This window comes from Streptomyces sp. WELS2, from assembly GCF_013870595.1.
GTDB lineage: Bacteria > Actinomycetota > Actinomycetes > Streptomycetales > Streptomycetaceae > Streptomyces.
This window is the reverse complement of record NZ_JACBWZ010001254.1, coordinates 1-1,324: the sequence shown is the minus strand read 5'-3', so window position 1 is coordinate 1,324 and position 1,324 is coordinate 1. Positions and strand designations below refer to the sequence as shown.

Genomic DNA, 1,324 nt, shown 5'->3' with positions numbered 1-1,324 from the left:
GCGCGCCGAGGACCTCGCCCGCGCCGAGTCCCTCCAGTGCGGCAAGCCGCTCAAGCTCACCCGCGAGTTCGACGTGCCGGGCACGGTCGACAACACCGCCTTCTTCGCGGGTGCCGCCCGGCACCTGCAGGGACAGTCCGCCGGTGAGTACTCCGGGGACCACACGTCGTACATCCGGCGCGAGCCCATCGGGGTGGTCGGGTCCATCGCGCCCTGGAACTACCCGCTCCAGATGGCCGCCTGGAAGATCCTCCCGGCGATCGCCGCGGGCAACACCGTCGTGCTGAAGCCCGCCGAGACCACCCCGCTGACCTCGCTGATGTTCGCGCGGGCGGCCACGGACGCGGGCATCCCGGCCGGGGTGGTCAACATCGTCACCGGGACCGGGAAGGAGGCCGGCGAGCACCTGGTCGGACACCCGGACGTCGCCATGACCTCCTTCACCGGGTCCACCGCCGTCGGCCGGCGCGTCGCCGGGATCGCCACGGCCACCGTCAAGCGGCTGCACCTGGAGCTGGGCGGCAAGGCGCCCTTCGTCGTGTTCGACGACGCCGACCTGGAGGCCGCCGCGCACGGCGCGGTCGCGGGCGCGCTCATCAACAGCGGCCAGGACTGCACGGCCGCCACGCGCGCGTACGTGCAGCGCCCGCTGTACGAGGCGTTCGTGGAGCGGACGGCGGCGCTGATGGAGACCGTCCGGCTCGGCGACCCGTTCGAGCCCGGCACCGACCTCGGGCCGCTGGTCTCCCACGCCCAGCGCGACCGGGTGGCCGGCTTCGTGGACCGGGCGCGCGGCTACGCGCGCGTGGTCACCGGCGGCGAGGCACCCCGGGGCGAGCTGACGGAGGGCGCCTACTACCGGCCCACCCTGATCGCCGGCGCCGCCCAGGACAGCGAGATCGTCCAGTCGGAGATCTTCGGCCCGGTCCTGGTCGTCCTGCCCTTCGACAGCGACGACGAGGGCCTGCGGCTGGCCAACGACACGCCGTACGGCCTGGCCGCCTCCGCGTGGACGCGCGACGTCTACCGTGCGAACCGGGCCACCCGCGAGATCAAGGCGGGCTGCGTCTGGGTCAACGACCACATCCCGATCATCAGCGAGATGCCGCACGGCGGGTACAAGGCGTCGGGCTTCGGCAAGGACATGTCGGCGTACTCCTTCGAGGAGTACACGCAGATCAAGCACGTCATGTTCGACAACACCGCGGTGGCCGCCAAGGACTGGCACCGCACCGTCTTCGGGGACCGCTGACCGACCAGGCCGCTGACCAGGCCGACCCTCCCGAAAGGGCACCACGCGCATGGAGCAGTACGAGCCCGAACC

Annotated in this window: 1 protein-coding gene; it reads left to right on the top strand. The window is 72.4% G+C overall.

Features of this window, described 5'->3' with window-relative positions:
* On the top strand, window positions 1-1,252 hold a 1,252-nt coding region (locus H5J33_RS35485), incomplete at its 5' end, for a gamma-aminobutyraldehyde dehydrogenase (RefSeq protein WP_181798753.1).
* Window positions 1,253-1,324 lie beyond the last annotated feature (72 nt).